Origin of the sequence: Suilimivivens aceti (assembly GCF_025567405.1) — a bacterium.
In the GTDB taxonomy this organism is placed as follows: Bacteria; Bacillota; Clostridia; order Lachnospirales; family Lachnospiraceae; genus Suilimivivens; species Suilimivivens aceti.
In genome coordinates, this window is record NZ_JAOQKJ010000005.1 from 131,567 (window position 1) to 152,476 (window position 20,910).

Consider the following 20,910-nt stretch of genomic DNA (forward strand, 5'->3'; position numbering starts at 1 on the left):
TTTTCCACAGAAAATGGGCAGCAGGCTGGGTCTGTGCCGGCCTGCTGCCCGTTAAAATCATTAATTTTATTTCAAAGATTTACAATTTACATTATTCGCAAAGCTTTGAGAATGCATCTGCCACGAACTGAACCTTGGTTCCAACCACTACCTGAACTGAGGTCTTACCTGGCTTGATGACTCCCGCAACACCTGCGGCCTTGATTTTCTTATCATTGACTGCGGTAATATCCTTTACCTCCAGTCTCAATCTTGTAACACAGTTGTCAATGCTTGTGATATTATCCTTTCCGCCACAGCCCTCAAGAATGGCCTTTGCAATGGCTGTATAATCATCACTTGCAAGCTCTATGCTCTTTTCCTTCTCTAAATCATCATCATCTTCTCTGCCAGGGGTCTTAAGATCCCACTTCTTAATGGCAAAGTAGAATACAAAGTAGAATACAGCAAATGCTGCGATTCCGAGCGGGATAATAAGCCATGTTCTCTGAGCTGCGGGAAGTGAGGATGAGAATAACAGATCCATCGCGCCTGCAGAGAAGCTAAAGCCTGCACGGAAGCCAAGTGCAACGGTGATCATGGTGAAGATACCGTAAAGTAATGCATAAATTACATAAAGTCCAGGAGCAAGGAACATGAAACCAAATTCAAACGGCTCTGTAACACCGCAAATGAATGCACAAAGTGCTGCGGAAGCAACAAGTCCGATCGCTGCTTTTTTCTTTGTGGTCTTCGCACATCTGACCATTGCAAGTGCCGCACCGGGGATACCGAACATCATGCAAGGGAAGAAGCCAGACATATACATTCCAAGACTCCAGGATACATCTGCGGAGGTTTCACCAGCCCAGAAGTGCTGAAGATCTCCAAGTCCAATGGTATCAAACCAGAATACGTTATTCAATGCATGGTGTAATCCGGTAGGAATTAACAGACGGTTCAGGAATGCATAAATACCTGCACCAACTACATCCATACCTACGATTGCTTCTCCAAGTGCAACCAGTCCGCCAAACAGTAACGGCCATACGAACAGCAGTACTGCGGATACCAGAATAGAAACTACACCGGCGATAATTGCTACGCAGCGTTTTCCGCTGAAGAAAGATAACCAGTCCGGAAGCTTGGTGTTCTTGAACTTGTTATAGCACATAGAACCGATGATTCCGGAAAGGATTCCGATAAACGGATTCGCGATCTTGTTAAATGCCAGCTGCGACAGACGGCATGATGGTTGTTACAACTCCGGTTGAAAGAAGTGTGGTGATCATCAACCAGGAAGCAAGTGCTGCGATTCCGCCGGTACCATCATTTTTCTCTGACATACCGACACCGACACCTATCGCAAACAGAATGGCCATGTTATCAATCAAAGCACCACCGGCTTTTACTAAAAACAGACCGATTAAGTTAGCTGCACCTTGGATTTCTCCACCCTGCATAGTTGCCGGACACAGCCAGTAGCCAATACCCATGAGAATACCACAGATGGGCAGTACTGCTACGGGAAGCATTAACGCTTTTCCCAGTTTTTGAAGAAATTTCATACTTTCTTCCTCCTTTGCTTGTTCTTATAAAATTAAAATTGGATTATTCCAATCCATTTTACAGTATGATCCGGGTGCCTACCCGATTTTGAGTACTGCCTCTCCCGGCAGAGCTCCGCCTTCCTTCAGCAGGCTTATTCTTGAATAATCATCTGTATTGCATACTACAACCGGAGATATGATATTAAGTCCGGCCTCTCTGATCTTATCAAGATCTGCCTCCATTAAGAGATCTCCCTGCTTCACCTGATCTCCTGCTGCTACATGCACACGGAAGGGTTCTCCCTTTAATGTAACAGTCTCCAGTCCGACATGTAGAAGAAGCTCCGTTCCCTGCGCAGTCGTCATCGTAATCGCATGCAGGGTATCAAACACCATCGTCACCTCTCCATCCGCCGGAGCGAAAAACCTTCCCTCTGACGGGATCACTGCAAATCCATCACCCAGTATCTTCTCTGAAAAAGTAGGATCAGGAACCTCGGTGAGTGGTGTCACCGTTCCTTCACAGGGTGAACAGATCACATTTTCCTTTGTCCTTCCTTTAAAAAAACCTAACATGGCTGTTCCTTTCCATCGATATAAATACCTACAATATTTAATTCTTTATCAAGAAGCACGAAATCTGCTTTTTTACCTGCCTGAATACTTCCTGTCTGGTCAAAAATACCGATTTCCCTGGCTGGATTCTCTGTTGCACATATCACTGCATCCTCCAGCGGAATACCTGCATTCTTTACAACAAATCTCATACAATCCATCAGGTTCGTGGCTGAACCTGCTATCGTACCGTCATGAAGCGTTGCCAGATTTCCTTTTACCACTACCGGCTGTCCGCCCAGCGTGTATTCACCATCCTCTAATCCGGTTGCCCTCATGCTGTCACTGATCAAGATCACCCGTTCTGCACCAAACATGGCAAAGGTTGCACGGATTACAGACGGATGGACATGTACGCCGTCACAGATTAATTCCACATGACACGCTTCTGAATCTCTGACTGCGCCGATCACCCCCGGATTCCGGTGATTCAGCGGCGGCATTGCATTGTACAGATGCGTTGCATGGGATGCCCCATGCCGGATAGCTTCACATGCCGTATCGTAATCCGATACCGTATGCGCTATGGATATAACCACCTCTGATTTCGTCCGGTCAATGAATTCCATGGCTCCTGGCTCTTCGGGAGCAATATCCACAAGCCGGATCAACCCGCCAGCAGCATCCTGAAGCTGTCTGAAATACTCATAATCACAGGGAATAATATTTTCTGCTGCCTGTGCACCCTTTTTCGAAGCACTGATAAACGGTCCTTCCATATTGATCCCGACCAGGTGTGCTCCTCCCTTATAGGAATATGCACCGGCATTCTTCATTACCGCAAGGAGCTCATCCTTCGGTATCGTCATGGTTGCCGGACAAACCGATGTTACTCCGACGCTGGCCTCGTATTCTGTTATGATATCCAGGGCTTCCTGCGTTCCATCACACATATCCGCGCCCTTGCAGCCATGAAAATGAATATCTACGAGTCCCGGGATCATATATAGCCCGGCAGCATCCACCACCTGTCCATCACCATTCGTTTCCTCAAGGACTGTGGAAAACCTGTCTCCGGTAATGGCAACATCACCCTGTACAAACCGGTGATCCGGTGTAAAAATATCTGCATTCTTTATAATCATCGTTCCACACCTCTATCTGTTCTGTTTTCTCACAGCGTCTCTTAGACGAACGATACAGGGATCTTACTAAGGGCAGCTTCATCAGCTACCAGCGTGACATCATTATGCAGCTGAAGAACGGATGCCGGAACCTTCGGCGTAATCGGTCCAAAGAAGGAATCCCTTATAATATCTGCCTTGCCCTCACCATTAGCCATGATAAGAATTTTTTTCGAGCGCATGATCGTCTGGATCCCCATAGTGTAAGCCTGCCTCGGAACGTCCTCTGCCGATGCGAAAAATCTCTTATTCGCTTCAATAGTCGACTGTGTCAGGTTCACACAGTGAACCTGCTTATCAAATACATCTGATGGCTCATTAAAACCGATATGTCCGTTATGTCCGATGCCAAGAAGCTGTAAGTCCACACTTCCCATGGATCGGATCAATTCCTCATATCTCCCGCATTCCTTTTCAGAATCCGGCTCCATACCGTCTGGCAGATGTGTGTTCTCCGCCGGAATATTCACATGATCGAACAGATTCTGATGCATAAAGTAATAATAGCTCTGATCATTCTCGCGGCTGATTCCCTTATATTCATCCAGATTCACCGTTCTTACTGCGGAAAAATCCAGATCCCCATTCCGGTACCATTCGATCAGCTGCTTGTAAAGACCGATCGGAGTAGATCCTGTTGCCAGTCCAAGCACACAATCGGGCTTCATAATGATCTGTGCAGAAACGATGCCTGCTGCCCTTCTGCTCATTTCCTCATAATCTTTTGCCCTGTATATTCTCATTTCATTTACTCCATTTCACATATTTTACTACGAACCGGAAGCACCATCGACGGTGCAACACTCAGCTCGTCAATCCCCATCTGTACAAATCGCTCTGTAAGTGCTGTATCTGCTCCAAGCTCTCCGCAGATGCCGACCCACTTACCATGCTTATGGGCTCCGTCAATCGTCTTCTGTATCATCCGGAGAACCGCCTCATGATGCGGATTATAGAACCGGTCCAGCTTACTGTTCTGCCGGTCGATCGCTAGTGTATACTGGGTCAGATCATTGGTTCCGATACTGAAGAAATCCACAAGCTCCGCAAGCTCTTCACTCATCATGACTGCTGCTGGTGTCTCCACCATGACCCCCTGCTCCGGAATGGTGTACGGAACCTTTTCTTCATCCAGCTCCCTTGCCACCTCCTTAACAATTTCTCCAATACTCTTGACCTCTTCTACCGAAATGATCATCGGATACATGATCGCGAGATTTCCATATTTAGCAGCCCGCAGAAGAGCTCTCAGCTGTGTTTTAAAAATATCCGGCTGCTCCAGACAGATCCGGATCGCACGATATCCCATGGCTGGGTTATCTTCCTGTCCCAGTCCAAGATAATCCACGTTCTTATCTGCCCCGATATCCAATGTCCTTATGACAACCTTCTTTCCGGCCATCATCTGCAATACCTGGCGATAAGCGTTGAACTGCTCATTCTCATCCGGAAGCCCGGATCTTCCAAGATACAGGAACTCACTCCGGAATAACCCGATACCCTCAGCATCATTCTCAAGCACATAAGCCACATCCGAAACGCTTCCGATATTTGCAAAGACATGGATTTTCTTTCCGCTTTTCGTAACGGATTCCCTGCCCTTATAATTCTCTAAAAGACGCTTCTGCTCCTGTTCCTCCAGCTGCTGTACCTCTGCCAGATGGATTTCATTCTCATCCGGATCAAGGAAAAAGGCACCCTTTTTACCATCCACAACAGCTATGGTTCCATTATGAAGCTTCTCCAGCTCAAGCGGCACACCGATCAGCGCCGGGATATTCATCATACGGGCAAGAATCGCAGTGTGCGAATTAGTAGAGCCGTGAACGGTGACAAAAGCAAGGATCTTATTTTTATCCATCTGTACCGTTTCACTCGGCGTCAGATCATCCGCAACAATAATGGACGGTTCCAGCTTACTCCAGTCCATCTGTTCCTCTCCGGCAAGGTTACGGACCAGCCGGTTCGAAATATCCCTGACATCCGCCGAGCGTGCCTGCATATACTCATCATCCATGTTGGCAAACATTTCGGCAAAATTATCACCGGTAACTGCTACTGCATACTCCGCATTCACTTCCTCATTCTGGATCAGATTGTGTATGGCATCCTGATAATCATCATCCTCAAGCATCATCTGATGAACCTCGAAGATTGCCGCATTGACCTCTCCGACCTCCTGCATGGCCTTCTCATACAGCTCCCCAAGCTGTCCTATCGCCTGCTCCTTGGCCTTCTCAAGACGCTCCAGCTCTTTTTCCACATGATCTACATGTATTCTTTTGACGAGGTGATCTCTTTTCTTCAGAACATGGACAGGACCGATTGCGATTCCCTTATATACGGATTTTCCAATATATTTTTCCATTTTTCACCCTCTCATGTGATTTACAGGATTCTGTTTTACAGATTCTCCTGGAAAAACCTCTCCATTGCCTCATAAGCAATATCCTCATCCGGTCCCTCAATCGAAACCTCAACCGGATCACCATGCTTAACGCCCATCCCCATAACAGCCATAAGCTTGGTTGCAGCGGCACTCTTTCCATTACAGGTCAGCATCACTGTACTTTGGAACTGTTTGGCTTCCTTAGCCAGAAGACCTGCCGGTCTTGCATGAATACCAATTTCATCCGTGATCACGTAAGTAAACTGTTTCATCCGTTTCTCATCTCCTGTTCCCATTTGTTTTGACGAATTGACAACCGATAGATTCTGCAGACCTTTTCAGTATGTAAATTTGCACAATTATCTTACCCGTCACATTTGTTATATATACACATTAACCTATATTTTCTTTTTTGTCTAGTCATTTATTCTAAAATTGCACAATTATCGTAAATATCAACATTATTTTATTTTTTTGACATTTTTTGAAAAACAAGTAACTGTATTTTCTTTTTTTACTCCTGCAACAGCCAATCAGCTATATCGTAAATCTCGACTCCTTCATAGGTATATTTCGGATGCCTGGTTCGTGCAATAATCATTTTGGGGTAAGCATCTCGAATCTGAAGCAGAGGAGAGCATTCTCTCTCAAATGTTTCCTGCCCGGAAATGTTGTCGCTGACCTGAATATAAAACTTCTCGCTGCCTCTTTGAGCAACAAAGTCGATTTCCTTTTGATAGAGCTTACCGACATAAACATCATATCCACGGCGAAGAAGCTCGATGCAAACGATGTTTTCATATACTCTGCCATAATCCATATTTCTGCTTCCCAGTATTGCATATCGAATGCCGCTGTCACACAAATAGAACTTTTCAGAGCTTTCAAGGTATTTCTTACCTCGGATGTCGTATCTCTTAATATCATAAAATACAAAAGCATTGCACAAATACTTAATGTACTTGCCAACAGTTACATGATTGGTTGGAGTCTCATTTGCTGTCAGTAACTGACTGACCTTATTCGGAGAAGTCAGGTTGCTGATATTATCCATAAGGAACTCGCTCAGACGCTGTAAAACCAAAGTGTCCGGGAACATATATTTCTGTACCAAATCCCTTGTAACAATCGTTTCGTAGACCTCTTTGATATAGTTTGTTCTGTCTTTTTCGGTTCTATAAGCATAGGAACCTGCTAAACCGCCCTTGATAGCGTACTCATCAAAGAGCTTATCTTTGTCACTAATATCATCATAATACTGGCAATATTCCTGGAAGCTGAAAGGAAACACATGAATTTCAATATAGCGTCCGGTAAACAGAGTTGCCAGATCTGCACTCAACAGGAAAGCATTAGAGCCTGTTACATAGATGTCGTATTTTCCCTTAGAGTACAGGCTGTTGATTGCCAGCTCAAACTTGGGACACATCTGAACCTCGTCTACAAACAGGTAGTTCGTTTTGCCTTCCTGATAATGTTCTTCCACATAGGCGTGTAAGGCATGGTATTCCTTGATTTCTTCATACGTCAAATCCATGAAGTCAATGAAGATAATATTGATGTTTTCAAAATTGCTTTTTAGATACGCAATATATGCCTGCATCAGTTTGGACTTACCAGATCGACGAATACCTGTGATGATCTTGATGTCAGGAGTGCCATTCAGTTCAATAATTCTATCGAGATATTTTGCTCTCGTGATTGTTTTCATATAGTCACCCGCTTTCAAAAATTGAAGTTTTTTCATTTTTCGAAACCGCTTCGCTGTACTTATTATACTGTCTGCTAATAGTATATGCAAGATGTCACTTTCAAAAACACAATTTTTTTTATTTTTTGAAAGCGGAAACTATGTAAAGGCAACCCGAAGGCTGCCCCAGGCAAGCACAATCAGGGTAAGAATCGCCGGAAGCATATTCGTGGATTTCGGCTTTTCCTCTGGAATAGGTTCCGTTTTTGGTTACAGCGGTAATGAACTGCTTTCCGCTTTTCGTAGGCGAACCGGCATCATCAACCAAAGTCAGATTGCCGTCCTGGGTAAGCGGCAGCATCGGTTCCTCCGGCTCTTTTTCGGGAACTTTTTCATCGACCGCAGGTTCTTCGGTCGCTGCGCTTTCATCTACATAGGAGAATGCCGTTGTAGAAAACACGCCAAAACACATTGCACACGCTTCTTTTTGAGTTAAACTGCGTTAAGGATTAACCACTTTGTACTTAGAATATTTTCCCCCACATAACAATTTCAAACGACCTTCTCCTTGAAGTTTTTTTATAACTGTATATGCCTGTGAAGGAGTTACTTTCAACAATTCAATTACATCTTGCTTTGTGATAATTCCGTTCTGAGTATTTGCCAGCTTCATTACTAATTCGGGATATATAATACTGTCTATGTCTGTCTGTCGAACATACTGTATTTCTTTTTTATTCTCACGATAAATCTTTTTTCCCAGAATGCAAGTACGATTTTTTCCTTTTCCAGATGCTTCAATCAATCCAGATTCAATCATAAACTCAATTGCCGATCTGATCTTATTTTCTCCAAGATTTGTCAACTCAACAATCCGTTCAACAGTACATCTTCTTTCATTATTAAGAACCGACAAAATCATTAACACATATATTGATAACGGTTTCTCCTGTCTGTTTTGCTCATCCGCAACAAATTTTGCAAACGGTAAATCTGCTTTTGCTCTTTGAATAAATAATTTAACAGATCTACTGGTGGACTCAGAATAGTCTGGCCAAGGTCTTCCAAAAATGATAGATCCTTCATAAATTCTATCAATTCCTCTTCCCGTTTTCTCAGCTAAGCCAATTCGTTTCATTGCATCTGCAAGTGCCGGATTACGTCCATGTGGTTCTACTGTAAGAAGATTTTTTAAATTAACCCCATCTATAAATCCGCCAGGATTACTAATAGTCATTCCTTCATCATCTATCAAAACCCTTACTGAGCCAAGCATAGTATAATCCCTATGGCAAAATGCATTTGCCAAACCTTCTCGAAAAGCAGCCCAGTCAAACTCCGGGATTGGAATTCTAAATAAGCCATACTCGGTCTCTCTTTCCGGATTCCATGCTTTGACATATGTCTCATAGCTCTCGAACAATTCAAGAAGAGGTTTATTACTATCCTCATTTACACGGACAGCTGTTCCCTCTAAAACCTGAAATGCAGCTTTCGCTGTTGGTAGCAACTCTGCAATGCGTTCCTCCTTACCAATTAATAGCATACCTGTAACTGTTGGAACATAGTTACCAGCAACATTTGTAACAAGACGCAATGCAATATCCAATTCCTCATCCAGTAAAGAAAGTAAAGTTTTTTCGCCTCCAGATCTATTCTGGATGATTCGCCGAAGTCTTACTCTCTGATTTGGGTCCAAGTCATCTAAAGTAGCTCCTGCTAAAGGCTGAGCGGAATAATCAAGCATCCCAAGCTCTGCAAGACGAGATGGGATCTCATATGAATACATTGGTATTACTTCCGGGCTTCCATCCAGCTTATTCCGCCTTCTCAATATTTTCCCTGATGCAGTAGATACAACCCCTCGACTTCTTGGCACTTCAATTTTCAAAACATCCTTATCTTCTTCAGTAATTATCTCTGCCCTCACAGCTATAGGTGGAACAGTGCTATTGGCAATCAGCGCAGTTACTCCTATAGGGTCTCTATGTTTTTTATGAACACCGGTAATTGTTCCATCATCTTCAACGCCAAGGAATAAACATCCCCCGGCCGTATTTGTCATTCCAACAATTTCTTCAATAAGATCGTGATCCGGGTAACATTTTAAATCACTCTTGAACTCGATATCTAAACTTTCCTCTTTAGGAATTGTACGCATCTCAACCCCTCCTATCATTTAACTCAAATATAGTGTAACTCGTTTTAACTCATTTGTCGAGTTAAATATTTCATCTAATTCATTTCTACGAATTAAGTTGAATTAGGTATGCTAAATACAATCTTACATATTCGAAAACTCATTGAGCAGATACAGATGTTCCACAAGGAAGAGATTTCTGTTCAGGAAATCTCACAGATCACAGGGACGGATCGTAAGACTGTAAAAAAATACCTTGAAGGAGATCCAAACGAATCATGCCGTAGCAATGTACACGGATCGCTAGAAAGATATACCGATTTTATAATCAAAAGCATACAAAGTGGTCTGACACAGTCTACGATTGCCAGAAAACTGGCAGATTTGGGATATGCTGGAACTTCTACAAATGCCAGACAGTATATATGTACCCATCCGCTTAGTACCCTGTATTACTACAACGCACTGGATTTGACTATATGGCTCACTGGTGATTACCATAATCGAACTTACACCGATTGGTGTGCCCCAGCTTTGCTGGGCACGCTCCTATAAAGCAAAAAATGCTCCCGATTACAAAATCAGGAGCATTTCCACTCATAGATTTATTTGGTTTGTTTCTTTTCCTTGCGCTTTTTTACAGCTACCGCTCCTACCGCTGCCACCGCTGCGATTCCTGCAAAGGCTATCAGCCAGATAATCGCTGCCCTGCTCTCCGTATCAGAGTTATCCTTTACGCTATCCTCGGAAGCTGTCTCTGCACTCTCAGCCCCATCGCTTCCCTCTGCACCTGTGGTATCTGCCGTAACTGCTTCCTCCATCGAAGCCTCATCTAACACGATGGTATAATCCGAAGCATGGGTGAAGCTAAGATCAGCAAAGCCTTCCGCATCTACCTCTCCTGCACTGATGAATTCCAGTTCCCCTGTGCTTTCATTGTAGTAGAAGAGGTTTGCCATAAGCCCCTGGTTAGCTGCCCCTACATTGATGCGCAGGACTGCCTCAAAGCCAAACCTTCCTTCATAGGCAAGCGTTACATTCATCGAAGCCCTCTCGCCTGTCAGCGCATTGATGAGGTCTACCGGAATCGCATCCGACGCCTCTTCGCCATACGTTACCCTAAAGTCAACGTCTCCAACCTTATCTGAGACGCTCTTTCCATTTACGGACCAGGAAATGCCACCTCCCAGGTCGAATTCTATCGTTACGTTCTTTCCTCGTATCTCATCGAATACATCGCCCGGCACTACGCTTGCACCGTTCATATCAACAGTGACCCTCTCGCCCTCTGCGCGTACCGCTGTCTCTGCCTTGATAACGTCCCAGCCTTCCTTGCCGTCCTCTCCGCGGATAAAAGGCATTGCCTGCTCACCCTGCTCTGCAGCTGTATTGCCCTGCGGTCTTATCGGGTTTGCCGGCTGCGCCGGAGCTTGAGCCGGTACTGGCATAGGAGCGGGTGCAGGCGTCGGAGCCGGTGCCTGGTTTGCTGACTGCGCTGCCGTAGAATCCTTCCTGCCTGAGTTGCTTCCTGTGCTGGAAGAGCCGCCAGATACAAGCTTTTCAATCGCCTTTTCCGCATAGTAGCCACAGTCGCTGCACGCATAGGACATGATGCCCTCCTGCGTGGTCGTTGCCGGTCTGAGCTGTCTACTTACAAGATTCGTATGGTTCGCCGTATCCTTCGGCGTTGCAACACCGTCATCTAATTTCTTACCGCATACCAGACACCAGGTCTCACCCGTAGTTCCCTCTGCGATACAGGTTGCCTTGACAGCTCCCTTTACTTCCTTCTTTGCATGCTCGCAGCTTGCACGGGTAATCTGAATCGTAACGGTTTCCGCTTTATAGCTGCCCTTATCTGCCCCGTCATAGACTGCCGTTGCAGAAGTTACATTACCACCAGTGCCGTCATCTTCTACCAGTGCTTTTGCCGCATCCGCATCATCCCATTTCCAGCCCTGTGGCAGCTTCACACTGCCGACCGTCTCACAGGAATGTGCCACGTTCATTTTACTGCCCGGCATAAACGGTGCAGCCTGTGCCTGATTAACCGTTACTGTCACACTGCCTGTCACTGCCTCATAGGAAGCAGTATCCTCCGGTGTAAAGAGATACTCGAAGGTCTTATTTCCAAGATAGGTAAGCTTCGTCGAAGGCGCCTTCCACTTGAAGGTTCCGGCTACCGATGCAGCTGCTCCAGTGCCAGTGCCAGTGCTTCCCATGCCATTGCCATAAATCGCCGCACCTGTAGGCGTCTGATTGTACAGGTAATCGCCATGCGTATACGCATTTGCTGTGGCGGGCTGTGTACTGATATACGGCATTGCTTTCTTTACTGTCAGCGTTACCGTTTTTTCTATTGTCTCATAATTTTTCGTATCCGTCGGCGTGAAGATAACCGGATACGCATTGGTTCCAGGCTTTGGTACAAGGCTTGCCTCCTTAAAGCGCCAGATGCCATCAAGCATTGCGCCATCTGCGCCTCTTACCTCGCCCGGCTTCTGCGCATGGCTCTGACACCAGTCAGCCGCAATACTCGTAGGGCTGTAGTAATACGCTTCGGGAATCGGCACGCTCACAACCTTCGGCACTGCTTTTTTGACGCTGACCGTTATCATTCCCTTGCACTTCGCATACGCATCATCCGTCGGTGTAAAGGTCCATGCCGCATTGTAATTCCCTGCATCCGGTTTTTTATCCGGTTCATCAAAGGAAAGCTTTCCGGGTACTGTCTTTCCGCTCACCTTATCCGCAAAGGTTGCACTGTTAAACTGCAGGCTGGAAAGCGCCTCTCCGTAGGTTAAGGCAGCCTTCTTAAGGCTTATGCCGCCCTTTAGTTGTACCGGTAGCTGGTCTATCAGTTTTATTACGACCAGGATTCCCTGATTGGTATTTATATTATAGTTCGCAGTCGATACTGGCACAGTTATCGTTGCCGCGTCACCTACTGCACCACCTGTCTTTACTGTGTAAGAGAGCCTGCCATCCTGAGAAACGCTCACTCCTTCAAGGATGCTTTTACTATCCGACGTCTTGACTACGTCATAGGTTACTCCACCGCAATCCTTTGGCAGAAGCGCTGCCAGGTCGATGCTGTCCGAGCCGCCCCTGAGGAACAGAAAATCTCTGTAAATGTTTGGTGGATTCCAAGAAGCCTGTGCGATATTGACTTTTATGGTCAATGGCTTTGCCTCTGTATAATTTATAGCTGTAGGATATAAAAGCTTAATCGTCGCGCTTCCTGCGCCCTTAATCGTTACCTCTCCTTCCCTTGAAACCGAAAGAAGCCTTGTCGCAATGTCTGCTTTATCTATATCATTACCATTTGCATCCTTTGCATCTATGACGGTATATTCAGGAAGGTTGTAGTGGATATTATTTGTTTCTACTGCCAGAGAGAACGGAGCAGCTCCATAGCTAACACTCCAGTTATCCTGATAGCCTGCAAGCTTCACAAACTTGCCCTGTGCCTTGTCAGTGTAAAGGAAACCATTTTTTCTCGTAACAGCAGCAGAGTCATCGTGGTTGATGTCCTCATAATAGCCCTCTACCTTTATGCTGTACCTTCCACTGGTTGAAGCTTCCTTAATCCCAAACGCCCACTTGCCAGCAGCACCATCCGGCTTTGTTGCCTCCGCATCTGTCCAGAAATCTAATTCCTTCCAAAATTCTGCCTCCGTATCGCCAGCCGCCAATGTTCCACTTACGATTTTAAATTTAAGCTTTTCCATTCCCGGGAAAATTTCTCCGTAGGTTCTGTGCATATTTTCAACCTTAATCGTAATCGGGCGCGCTGCAATCGTCGGCATAACCTCCACAACTGCCGCTTCATAGGTATCGCCATAGCTTGTATCCGGTGTAAAGGTTACAAGACATTTCCCGGTATCATTCATCTGCCATATATGCGTATCGCCTGTCTGAACAGTCCACGTACCGGTAATGGTATCATCACCATACCTGGCAACGCCGTCCTTCGTTATCTTTAAATCTGCAGTCTCATTACCGTAAACGCCGCTTACTTCCGGAAGTGTCGTAACCTTCGGCATCGCCTTTGTAGTGGTAAATTCAATAGCAGGCTCCGTTAATGCCGTTATATTGCCTGCCTTGTCAATGGCTGCTATCCAGACCGCAGTTTTCTTACTTGGATACAATGGAAAATAAACGTCCGGCTTTCCCAAATTACCTATTTCAATTTTATTATCACCTTTTGTTCCTGTCGTTTTGAAGATTGCAGGTGTCAAACTCGCAACAAAGTTTTGGTTAGCATTACTATACTTAAGTCCCTCCGTACGAACTTCCCATTGTCCACAATAAAGATTTTCGTCCGCTTTAAAATTCCACCCATTGCGGGGCGCCCATTTTCCATCGTTTTCGACAGCGAACTGTGGGTACTTTGGCTCACCTTTCATATAACTTTCAATATCTCTTTTGCAGTCGTCGTAGGTGTAGTCAGTAACCCCGTCAAATACTCCTTCGGATACAAAGAACCACATCAGCGTTGCATCTTCGCTTAAATTAACCTTGAGTATCGCCTCTGTATCCTTCATAGTACCGTCTTCTTTTTTCGGGTCAGCTATTTTTACTACAGGAGCCTGTGCATCCACCACAATGCCATCGGTACAGATATAATCACTCTGATTTCCCGCACCATCCACTGCATAGGCATAGACCACGTAATTTCCTTCGCTGCTCAGGCTGCCCGAAATGGTTGCGCCGTCTGATGATGGAAGAATAGTGCCTGTTCCTGCGGCTACTTCCGAAAACTTACCGCCTGCTGCCAGCGCATCCAGTTCATCCTTTGTCTTTACTGATGCCAACGCCGTATCTGAAACCTTCTCAACATAATAGTAATACCTGGAAATGCCGCTGACCTCAGCCACATCGGCTTTCTTATCATTTGCCTATATCTTAATATCCAGTGTTGCATCATTATAAAGATAGCCAAAGCTGATGGTGTTCAAAAGCGACCGGAACCAGTTTTCCTTAATCTGGATACCATAACCATCCGCCACGCCATCCTTATCCGCCCAGGTCGGCGCGCTCTTATCAATGCAGATGGTTACCTCCACAGGCTCGGAAAGACAGCCCTTTGCCGTATCCTTTCCATAGAGCGTTACCGTATTTTTACCCTCCTGCGTGAAGGTATAGCCCGGATTTTCGCCTGCAACCGCCGCCTTAAGACTTTCATAAATCTCCACGCTGCCGTTTAGACAGGAATCTGAAGCAGCTGCTTTACTGCTTCTGTATAAAATCCAAGATGCGTCATTTTTGTCATCAATCGCAAAGCTTACAGGCACATCCGCCCTGTACCATTTATCAGTGCCAGAAACTAACGTCTGCGCCAGCGTAAAGGCATACGGAATCTCAAAGCGTATCGCCGCATTTCCCGTATAATTGCCCTTGCCGGTAAGGTTAAGTTTTGCCGGCTTTGCACCTGTAGCAGGTCCGGTCGCATCTTCCTCCGTTACCGTAAAGTCTGTATCCTTTACCAGAACATAGCTGCCGCCATCCGCACCTGTAACGCCGCTGTCTGTCAGGAGCTTTTTAAGATCCGCAGCTTCCCAGTCAAGGTCATCAAAAGAATACGGCTTTCCGGTGTAGTAAGCACAGCCACTAAGCGGAGTAGGAGGAATTGATAACTTACTTAAATCTCTCGGCGTAATCTTCGCTGTCAGCGGTATCTCAACAGACGGACAACTATTATTTTCCGCCATGACCATAATCGTAAAAGGATAGCTGCCTGCATTGGTAACCGTATACTCATTCGCATTATCATACCCTTTCCCATCTGCCAATTTGCAGGATATTTTCAGCGGAAATTTATCCACATACTCACTGTCAAACCCATCCTTTGCAAGCGTCTTACCCGTGCAGGGTGCAATATAGCCGCCTGTTACCGGAATATGGGCATTCTCATCATACTTATCTGCTTTAAGTGTTACGTTTATCGCATCACTGTCAGCCAATGCCGTATGTGCCGTTCCATCATACTCTGCCGCAGTTGCCGTAGCGCCTGCTGCCTGCATCTCACCCAGTCCGATTGCAAACTTAAATGCAACCGTACCATAGTAAGCGCCGCATCCGGTAATTATCGCTGTAGGCGCGTCAGTTGACTCTTTATTTTCATTACATTTAATGTTGTTTTTATAGACTACCGTATAATTTGCATTTTTAATGTCTGCATTGGCAGAGTTTGTGGAGTCCTGTGCCAGCTCTTTTCCAGATTTGTATTCTGGTCCGGTAAGCTTTACAGCTCCTTTTGCAGTCATCAGTGTAATGCCCGTCATTACCTGCGGATAGCCATCGTAGGTACGACCTTCCAGACCTTCGATATGAAGGTAGCCTTTTTTATAGGCTTCCGCAAGGTCAGTCCTTCCGCAGATGCTGCAATAGCCATAGTCATCCTTCGTATGTGCCTTAAGGGTTACTTTAGAAGACGGCATCGTGAAGGAAAGGTCTGTCGTATCTATCGTTACTGCATTGCCGCCATAAGGCTCATAAGAGCAGACTTCGCCCGTGACCTTAATCTTCTGACCTGTCGTACCTCCATTGCTGTACAGTCCGTAGGTTACACCGTCCCTCTTTGTGACATTCGTGTCATTTTCTCCACCTGTGGGCAGAGCGATACCACCAAGCTCTATCGGAAACCATATCTTAAATGCGCCAGCTCCCTTCGTTATTTTGCTGGAAAAATCAGCAGAGTCATGATTACAGTAGATGCTGGCATCCAGATTACTTTCATCTCCCGTAAACGCATCAGGTATTTGTGCTCCCTTCTCTATAACTATCTCAGCCTTGCCAGAAGGAACCGTTACATTCTCTAGTCCAGCTACACCCTCGCCCAGCCGCAGTACAGCGGTATCACCAGGAAAGCTTATGTTTCCGACCACGTTTATATTTTCTATGGTAACATCCTGTCTCCCTGTCATAAACAGGTAGTTTCCCTTACCCGTCAAGGTATGTGGCTCATCACCCTCTGAACGCAGCGTTATCTCAGCCGGCAAATATACTTTATCGAGCATCTTGTTTATACTCTTACCTGCTATCGTATCCTTCAGCAGCAGGATTTCCAGCTTCTTCCATAACTTGTATTCTTCATTCTTTTGATGCTCTTTCGATTCTTCCAGATAGAACATTGCTGCATCCCATGTCAGGAAATACATCGTTTTTGTCTCACCGCTATTTTTTTCTATCTGAAACTTTACAACGGCCTGAGATGTATCCTCCGGCATGTCAGCGCGAAGCACTTTTACACTGCCCTGACTTCTATCCGTTCTGCTTATATCGGTCTTAATACCGGCTGAATAAAAAGCATAGCCTTCTTCCAGCGTATCCGCAATAGCATAACCCTGCGTTTTATCAAGCAGAGAATCATCATTTTTACCAAAATTGCTCAGAGCAATCTCTCCATACTCACCACCTGAAAGCATTACTTTTGCACGTTTTATCTGGCTAAACTCTCTGTGGTCTATATGCAGAGCCTTTATCTTTGCAGTATCTCCGGATACGCTAAGGGTGGCACCTCCACATACCAGAACCTCTTCTCCCTCATACGTACCTCCGGTAATTGTACAGGAAATATCAGTATTGTGCATCTCACTAGCTTTTCCAATATAAATACTGTTGCTGTAATAACCATCTTTTAGCTTTGCAGCCGCACCACCCAAAAACCTCAAGACACCCTTATAATTACCATTCTCTACCGTAAGCTTTGCTTTGTTCTGAATAGAAACTGGGGCGATCAGTGTTCCATTCTGTCCCGTGCCTGCGTCTTTAAAGACTGCCTCCACACCTTCGCCAGTGATATAAAGACCCTTTCCTGTAACGGTACAGCCATTAAGATCCATACAAAAGCTGACCTTTTTTGTACCCCCATCTATTTTCCACTCGCTTTCTGGCTCAGAAATATTTTTCAGGATTTTCAACGTAATTTCAAGGTCTGCATCCGCATCAGCAGTATTTACTGTAGCTTTAACTGCATCGAATGCTTTCGTAAGTGTTGCATAACGTGTTGTATTCCCACCTACCGTAACTTCCGCAACACCTTCTTCTACCGTAAAGACAGCCTTTTTGGAGGTCTCCGTATATTCACCGCAGGTCGCTACACAGTAGTATTGATAGGTGCCTGCCAAAAGTCCTGTAGGAATCCTGTAGGTCGCAGTTTTTGCATCCTGCCCCGTTTGTTCTACTTTGGTTGTTGTTCCATTTATTGTTTTATCAGCATACCACTGGTAGGAGATACTGCCACTGCTATCACTGCCAGATACCGCTTTTACGGTTAGCACAGGTGCCTCGGCAGCGGTATAGTTTTCCATCACAGTTTCCGCTCCGCTTGAAATCGTAGGATGCGTCGTGAAATAGAGCGGACTTTTAACAGCCGTTACCTTTTTCCCTTCGTCTGTCCATCTGGCTGTTAGGTCTGCATAGGTACCATCATCATACTTTAAGGTATAGCCGACCTTCAGAAAGTCCTGCAGGGTTTTCTTAGGATTATTAACCCAAATCGCATTGCCTGAGGCTTGGGCAGGTGTAAAGGTTCCCTCTGCAATCTGGCTGTTGTCGGGTAATCTAAGACGTCCATTAAAGGTTCCACCCTCAATGTTTACAGCTAACTTTTTATATTCGTTATCCATTATAATACGGTTGCCAGCATTCGCTGTTAAAGTAGCGCCTTTTTTAACTGTAATTTTAATGCTACTATTACTGTAAACACCGATGCAGCGAGAATCCTTGTTATTGTTTTCAATAACTGCGCCGCCGCCAATGATACAGTCGGAGCAGCTGTCCATAAACATAATAGCGCCATATCTAGACTTAACGTTTCCGGTCACCTTCGTATTGGTAATTGTACAGGCGTTACTGTCACAAATAGTAATGACGCCTTCCTGACTACCATTACTTCCACTAATATTTGCTTTGTCAATGGTACAGGTCGCACCTTCCCACATCGCAACTGTGGAACCGGTTCCAGCATTTTTGATTGTGACATGCTCAATTTTCAGCACTCTATCTACAGTTATCAGTCCATCTCCTTTTAATCTATTTTGCCCATATTGATAGTTGCCTGTAATCGTTCCCTCCTTCGAGCCGGATGAGGTAATTGTTATATTTGCTCTTTTAAAATATAAACGTGCACCGTCAGCCAGTGTTAATGTATGGCCATCCAAATCCAGCTCTATCTCTTTTGCCAACCTTGTATCAATGGTAAGCGTACTTGTTATAGATGCATCATTATTCAACAGTTTAATGGAAACTTTTTGCAGTCCTGCGCTTTTCTTATCGTTAATCCATGTTGCAAGGTCCTGAGCGGTATAGGGGGCTTTCTTCGTTCCATCAGCATTCATTTCTGTTATCTGGACTGTATCACTCCCAGCCAGCAGCGCAATCCCATATTCGCCTACGAGCACATAGATGGTCGGAAGCTCCACGTCTTTACCTAATACGAGCTGGTTGCCGTCTCCATCCTCATCCGGCAGTACCGGCGTATAGGCATAGCAGAAGCCGTTTGACGCTTCACTGCTGTCAAATTCTTCTGCGTCGCTCTCTTCCACATTCAGCTCCCACTTGATGTTTTTCAGACGGATTTTCTCCGTCGTTGTCTCGGTATCAGAGGAAGCTGCTGCGTCAGCGCTGCCTGTCGTCTTTACACTGTCTGCATTATCGGATGTAGATGCTGTGTCGGTTTTCTTTGCATTGTCTGCACCGTCGGATGTGGCTGCTGTGTCAGAGGCATCGTCCTTCTCTGCCGCGTATACTATGAGTTTATGCGGCAGAAGGGCATCCGCCATCTGTCCAATAAGCGCACCAAAAGCAGAGGGTAGGTCGGCACGTGCCTGTGTATCCTCTGTATCAGAGCTGCTAGAGCCATTTGGGTTGTTTGATTTGTCAGAATTTCCAGAATCCTTTGATGTATCCGAATCCTTTGTATCTGCATTTCCATTGTCAGAAGTACCAGACTTATCGGAAGCATCCGCATTGCCGGAATCGCCATCCTTTTCATCTGAGGATTCTGTATCCTTCTTATCATCAGAGGACGCAGTATCTCCATTACTGTCATCCTTCTGCGCATCGTCCTTCTCTGTATCTCCCGTCTCGGAAGCGTCCGCATTGCCGGAATCGCCATCCTTTTCATCTGAGGATTCTGTATCCTTCTTATCATCAGAGGACGCAGTATCTCCATTACTGTCATCCTTCTGCGCATCGTCCTTCTCTGTATCTCCCGTCTCGGAAGCATCTTCTTCATCGTCGGCTTCCTTTTCATCCGCATGCGTGGTCTTTTCTACCGTAACGGTCAGGCTGGTCGGAAACTTGATGTCGCTCTCAAGCGCACCGATGGGCAGGGTCTGCTCTGTGATGTCCTTTGAAAGCTCCTCAAAGGAAACAATAGTCGTTTTACCTGTCTCACTTTCATCGGTTTTTGCAGAAACCGAGAGTGCGGACAGGTCTACAGTATTGGCAACCATCGCAACGGTCAAGCCCATCACAAGTATGCGCTTACGCAGCTCCCTCCGCCTGATTTTTTCATGGGTCTGCTGCCAATCCTTCTCTGGCATGGTGTTTTTCTTTTTCATGTAAACTCCTCTCTTTTACCCTTTTTCCCTGAAGCAGCCGGGATACTGCCTCCCGCAGCTGATATTCCGTCACAGGCTTTACCAAAAAGGTGTCCGCCTGCATCCTGCGGCTTTGGGGTTCAAACTCTGCCTGATCGCTGATCCACAGGAGAGGGACATCCCTGCTGTACCCTCGTATGCTCATGCAGAAATTCATCCCCCTGGCTCCGTCCTCCATGACCACCACAGCATCATAAGGCCCATCCCGCTGCATGGCATAGGTACAAAATACGCCATTATCAAAGCGGTCTACTTTGCCCAGCTTCATCAGCAAAGCGGTTTCTTTTTCTTTCTGGCTATAACTGCATAGCGCAATTCGCATTTTCGCACCTCCATTTCATGATGGGTTTTATCGCCTCATATAGCTCCTGATCGGAGCAGTCTGCCGGAAGAAATACAGGGATACGCAGGTGATACGCGATCAGGGCAAAGTTTTCATCATCACTCCACCAGACAAGCGGTACTTCTGGTGCCAGCCGCTTCGCCTGTATGGCCGCCTCCAGTCCCTTTGCTCCGGTCATGGCGATGACAACCGCATGGTAGCGGCTCCGCCGCAGTGCCTGAGCAAGCTGGTTCTCATTCCACAATTCGTCAATCGCAAGCTGCCCATCCCCATCAAAAAGGGAGCGCAGCCTGCTTTCAAACCATTCCACATTTCTCAGCTCCGTACAAAGTGCGATTTTCATGCTGAGCCTCCTTTCCTGAAAAAAAATAAAAAAAGAATCCTGCTCACAGGATTCTCCGCCTGCGGCGGGTCGCTTCTGCGACATACTTCCTAACCGCCGCAGTGCGATCCTCGCGGAGCGTTTTATG

12 protein-coding genes and 1 pseudogene are annotated in these 20,910 nt (G+C 45.8%); all 13 read right to left on the reverse strand.

The window, feature by feature from the left end:
* Positions 1-91: 91 nt before the first annotated feature.
* Positions 92-1,547 (reverse strand): annotated as a pseudogene (locus OCV77_RS07245) (PTS transporter subunit EIIC).
* Between the two features lie 78 nt (positions 1,548-1,625).
* A complete protein-coding gene (locus tag OCV77_RS07250; protein ID WP_262574323.1) occupies positions 1,626-2,105 on the reverse strand; it encodes a PTS sugar transporter subunit IIA in 480 nt (159 codons plus the stop codon).
* Positions 2,099-3,229: an N-acetylglucosamine-6-phosphate deacetylase gene (nagA, locus tag OCV77_RS07255; RefSeq protein ID WP_262574325.1), complete on the reverse strand. Its 1,131-nt coding sequence runs from the start codon at positions 3,227-3,229 to the stop codon at positions 2,099-2,101. Before nagA ends, OCV77_RS07250 begins: the two co-directional genes overlap by 7 nt.
* Before the next feature lie 41 nt (positions 3,230-3,270).
* Complete coding sequence (gene nagB, locus OCV77_RS07260; RefSeq protein WP_262574327.1) at positions 3,271-4,011, reverse strand: glucosamine-6-phosphate deaminase; 741 nt, start codon at positions 4,009-4,011, stop codon at positions 3,271-3,273.
* Between the two features lie 5 nt (positions 4,012-4,016).
* Complete coding sequence (gene ptsP, locus OCV77_RS07265) at positions 4,017-5,636, reverse strand: phosphoenolpyruvate--protein phosphotransferase (protein WP_262574329.1); 1,620 nt, start codon at positions 5,634-5,636, stop codon at positions 4,017-4,019.
* 35 nt (positions 5,637-5,671) lie between these two features.
* Positions 5,672-5,929, reverse strand: coding sequence for an HPr family phosphocarrier protein (locus OCV77_RS07270; RefSeq protein ID WP_262574331.1), 258 nt, complete (start codon positions 5,927-5,929; stop codon positions 5,672-5,674).
* 242 nt (positions 5,930-6,171) lie between these two features.
* A complete protein-coding gene (locus OCV77_RS07275; protein WP_262574332.1) occupies positions 6,172-7,404 on the reverse strand; it encodes an ATP-binding protein in 1,233 nt (410 codons plus the stop codon).
* Positions 7,405-7,486: 82 nt separating this feature from the next.
* A complete protein-coding gene (locus OCV77_RS07280) occupies positions 7,487-7,819 on the reverse strand; it encodes a DUF4366 domain-containing protein (RefSeq protein ID WP_262574333.1) in 333 nt (110 codons plus the stop codon).
* A gap of 30 nt (positions 7,820-7,849) precedes the next feature.
* A complete protein-coding gene (locus OCV77_RS07285) occupies positions 7,850-9,508 on the reverse strand; it encodes an RNA-binding domain-containing protein (protein WP_262574335.1) in 1,659 nt (552 codons plus the stop codon).
* A gap of 584 nt (positions 9,509-10,092) precedes the next feature.
* Entirely contained in the window at positions 10,093-14,367 is a 4,275-nt protein-coding gene (locus tag OCV77_RS07290; RefSeq protein ID WP_262574337.1) for a hypothetical protein, read from the reverse strand.
* Between the two features lie 21 nt (positions 14,368-14,388).
* A complete protein-coding gene (locus OCV77_RS07295) occupies positions 14,389-20,058 on the reverse strand; it encodes a hypothetical protein (RefSeq protein ID WP_262574338.1) in 5,670 nt (1,889 codons plus the stop codon).
* A complete protein-coding gene (locus OCV77_RS07300; protein WP_262574339.1) occupies positions 20,009-20,419 on the reverse strand; it encodes a DNA-binding transcriptional response regulator in 411 nt (136 codons plus the stop codon). The genes OCV77_RS07295 and OCV77_RS07300 overlap by 50 nt, the downstream gene beginning before the upstream one ends.
* Positions 20,394-20,783, reverse strand: a complete 390-nt coding sequence (locus OCV77_RS07305; RefSeq protein WP_262574340.1) for a hypothetical protein — start codon at positions 20,781-20,783, stop codon at positions 20,394-20,396. The genes OCV77_RS07300 and OCV77_RS07305 overlap by 26 nt, the downstream gene beginning before the upstream one ends.
* Positions 20,784-20,910: the final 127 nt, after the last annotated feature.